Consider the following 4,492-nt stretch of genomic DNA (forward strand, 5'->3'; position numbering starts at 1 on the left):
CCCTATTCCCTATTCCCTATTCCCTATTCCCTATTCCCTATTCCCTATTCCCTATCTTCTTTTTTTATATTTCCTGATACATTCAACCTCTTAATGTTAAGTATTCTTATTTTTGCTTCTCCCCCACTCCCCTACTCCCTTACTCTCCTGCTTAATAAAATATAGAAAACTTTTTGAGAAATGGTATTACTCTACTCGCCCATACCATGCCAAAACCTCAGTTCCACTATTTTCCTGATTTGTCAACCAAGCCCACATTTGGTCACCCAGAGAAAAATGCCACCATTCCTGTTGATGCTGCTGAAACCCTCCAGACAACATTACCTCTGCTAATAATTCTCTATGTTGATGATATTTTTGAGCTTTCTGCTCCTGACTATCTAAAAAATGATTCGGATAGGAGCGAGGTGATAACTCATCAATGGGAGAACCCATATCAATAGTTTTGCCATTACCATCCACCAAAGTTACATCCAGAGCAGCACCAGTGCTATGAGGTGGTGGTGTAGCAGGATCTAGACTAGGAGTTGCCCAAAATTGATAAACTAACTCTAAAATTTCTTGACGTTTTGCTTCCGTTAAAGACAGACTATCTAATGTTAAACCTTGAGCTTTTATTGTTTCTGCAAAAGTGTAATCTACCATAAATTGTTGTACAGCAATAGGGCGATAAGCATCAAATATTTGGATACGCCAACCGGGATAATTTTGTTGTAGTTTTGTTTGAGCTACTATCAAACTATCTAATACTTTTTGACGTAAAAAATAAGGTGAATTTGTTTCAGAAAGATGATAAGGCGCACCTAATTTTTGATAGGGATGGGGTGATTCAATGGCAAATAATTCTAAGGGAATTGGAACTAAAGGTTCGTGACATTCTTGGATTTTAATTTTGTGGTAAGGTTTCATATCTCAGTTATTAGTTATCAGCGATCAATTATTAGTTATTAGTTATCAGTACCTCAATGGAATAGGGAGGCTTGAAAAACTTAATTTTCTTTGTTTATACCCTTTAAAGGAGAGGCTTTAGACCTTATATTCTTATTCTGGTAAAAATTAATTTTATCATATAAATTTCAGAAAATTTTCAGATAGTGGCTTTGTTATAACAATTTGAAAATCAAAGATATCTTATACCTAATAATCCTACTTCCTACTCTCTCCTATCAAGAAAATGTAGCAAATATTTATGAATTTTGTATTATACAAATTATTAGAAGTAATCTTATACTTCAGTGGAACTTCAAAAGTTAAGTAATTAGGGAGATTAAAAGTCAGTTTTTGACAATTATCAGTCAGGAAGGTGTTGATTATTTCTAAATTTACCTCTTCTCAATCTCCAGACTACCCATAATTATTCATCCAATTAGATGTAGAAAAATTTTGGAAATTTGATATGAGTGGGAAGGCCGATAACTGAGTCATAAGATAAGCATTCAGCTTTTAGGTATTTCATAATAATGAATATATATAGCAATCCTAAATAGGTTGTGGGTAATTAAAAAGTAAATAAAAAAGTTCAAACTCCTACCTGTTGGCTATTGCCTATTGCCTCTTCCCTAAAAAGTAGTAAGATTTTTGCCACGAATATGCGGAGGATTGCTATAGCAATCAAGAATGATTTATAAAATCTTTAAGAGCATTTAAAAACGATTTTGACCGATTTATATTCTTACTCCTGACTCCTAGTTAGCACTAAAATATTACGACTGAAATATAATTTCTATAGCTAATAGTTGACGGCTGAATGCTTACATCAGAAGTCACGATATACTGATTCATAATATTTTTATTTTGAATGATAGTAAAACAATTTTACAATTGATGCGAAAAAAGTAAAATTAGTCTAAAAAAGTATTTCTATTTTCCTTAATATAATTTAATTTTGAGCAAGTTACTTGGCGACAAACCTCTGAAAAATTTTGTATGAATTTTACCCAATTATTAATTATTAATAATTAATAATTAAATAATTCTGGTTTAAAGCCTCCCCTTGGATAGGGGAAAAAAAGTGCAAGTGCTCTTGAATTTCCTTATCTTCAATTCCCGTAAGGTTTTAACGGCTAGGTAATTATCAATTATCCATTATCCATTATCAATTAATGAATGTAACTATCTATGTATGAATTTGGTATAATATCATTTTTTGATGATTAGTTGCCGGAAAAAAATTAGGGATAGATTATGACAACATCAGCTTTTGACCAATTTTGGCATCTCATATCAGGTGCGTTAACTCTTAATCCAGAAGTTTATAACCAAATTAATAATCTACCTCAAGGAATTCAGGTAGCATTAACTATAGTCTTAATTGCTGGTTTGGCACAAGCAATCGGACAATCTGTTGTACTGTTCATTAATAAAGTTAAAAAATTACGTTTTTTCCTCAGTTTAGGAATTTCCGCTATTATATTTGTCTTTAGTTTTGGGTTTTGGGCAATTAGTCTTTGGTTAACCGGGCAACTGTTTTTCAATACCAACCTAGAACTAATAACAGTCGTCCGTAGCTTAGGGTTGAGTTATGCTCCTCAAATGTTGGGTTTTCTGATTGGATTACCTTATTTTGGGATTCCCATCAGCGTTTTACTCACCCTATGGACTCTACTAGCAGAAATCACAGCTATACAAGAAGTTCCACAACTAACTATTTGGGGAGCATTTGTCTGTAATATCTTGGGATGGATAGTACATCAGGTATCTCAGCGCACTATTGGTCGTCCGATTACTGCTTTTGGGCAATGGTTGTTAAATCTTGCTGCTGGAACTGAGTTAGTCACAGATAAGCAAGAATTAAAAGAAATTGTGATGGCAGGAAACCAATCTAGTTCTTTCCAAATTACTACTGACTTATTACCTCAACAAACTAATGCACCGCAAAGGCAGAAAATTAAACCTATTATCAAATATATAGTTATTGGATTTATTGCTTTTTCCATTGTTATCCTCTTATCAACTGGATCTGGAAATTTTTTCTCTATTTGGTTCACAACTTTTGACACAACAGTTCAACTTACCATTAACTTAATAATTATTGGCTTAATTGCTCTTTTATGCTCAATAATTTTCACTCCCTTAGAATCTTTAACTTGGTGGGCGGGATGGTATGAAGCACCAACTCTCAGATATTCAGGCAGTTTAGTTGCAGAAGTACCCGATCGCCAAGATGCTTCTGTTTATGTTTTGTACTTGGATGGAATTAATCAAGGTACTTACCAATATCTACCCATTGTGGAAAATTTTTTGGATAGTTTAGCTGATGCGACTCCCTCAGATGTAGCAATTATTAAGGGTATTATGCCTTACTCTGCCACAAACACACCTTTAACAGCAGACCGACCTTTAGCATTTTTATGGAATATCCTTGATTCTATTGCTCAGAGAAATCCTGATAATCCTATTGCAGGTATTATCAACTTGCGAAATGTGGCTGCTGTTGCTGTTGCTGCCGACCCTCGTTACGGTCCGATTCAAAATCAGGGATTAGCACAAGTTTTATTTGATAGTCTTCTCCACTTTGGTTATCCCCTGGGTAGTAAAAAACCTATCAGTTTGATTGGTTATAGTGGAGGCGGTCAAATGTCTATGGGGGCAGTATCTTTTCTGAAGCAAGCGACGGGTGCGCCGATTGAAGTTATTTCTTTGGCAGGGGTGATAAGTGGCAATACTGGAGCAATGGAAGTCGAACGTTTGTATCATCTGGTGGGAGAAAAGGATGGTGTAGAAAAGTTAGGTCCGATCATGTTTCCTGGCAGGTGGTCGCTTTTGTTTCTATCAAATTGGAATTGTGCTAAACGTCGAGATAAGATTAGTTTTGTTTCTCTAGGTCCGGTTGCTCATAATGCTGAAGCAGGTCCGATGGGAACTGAAGCAAGATTGCCAGATGGTAGAACTTATCTACAGCAAACTTTGGATATTATTTCGGGAATTTTAACCAAAAATTGGGGAGCGACGGGATTAAATCCTGATGATTTTAGAACTTTTAGTAATTATGAGCTTTATAAGGAGGCGATATTTAATCATCCTAATTATTATCCTTTAATAGGTTTCATAGGGAACAGGGAACAGGGAACAGGGAACAGGGAAGAAGGAATAGAGGAAAATTTAGAAAGTTTACCCACATCAGAAGGAGCAGATTTTCAGGAGAGTCAATTTAGCAAACTGGAGATCACTCAAAATATTGATAGGGAAAATTTAACTGGGAATAGACAACAGGAAATAGAGGAAAAATCGGAAAGTTTACCTACAGAGTCAGGAGAAAAATTGGATGAAAGTCAATTTAGCAAACTGGAGATCACTCAAAATATTGATAGGGAAAATTTAACTGGGAATAGACAACAGGAAATAGAGGAAAAATCGGCAAGTTTACCTACAGAGTCAGGAGAAAGTTTTGATGAAAGTCAATTTAACAGACTGGAGATAACTCAAAATATTGAGACAGAAAATTTAACTGGGAATAGACAACAGGAAATAGAGGAAAAATCGGCAAGTTTAC

1 protein-coding gene and 1 pseudogene are annotated in these 4,492 nt (G+C 35.0%); one reads left to right on the forward strand and one right to left on the reverse strand.

Annotated elements, in window-relative coordinates:
• Positions 1–186 precede the first annotated feature (186 nt).
• Positions 187–909, reverse strand: coding sequence for a M15 family metallopeptidase (locus tag ACP6PK_RS07290; RefSeq protein ID WP_426559049.1), 723 nt, complete (start codon positions 907–909; stop codon positions 187–189).
• Positions 910–2,184: 1,275 nt separating this feature from the next.
• On the opposite strand from ACP6PK_RS07290, the pseudogene ACP6PK_RS07295 reads away from it, so the two are divergent.
• Positions 2,185–4,492, forward strand: a pseudogene (locus ACP6PK_RS07295) (hypothetical protein); the annotation flags it as partial.

Source organism: Dapis hubbardiae BLCC-M172, from assembly GCF_050016015.1.
Taxonomy (GTDB): domain Bacteria; phylum Cyanobacteriota; class Cyanobacteriia; order Cyanobacteriales; family Microcoleaceae; genus Trichodesmium.

Bases quoted from the DNA above. Each gene is read 5' to 3' on its own strand.
- ACP6PK_RS07290 (WP_426559049.1), bottom strand. From the start codon at position 909: ATGAAACCTTACCACAAAATTAAAATCCAAGAATGTCACGAACCTTTA.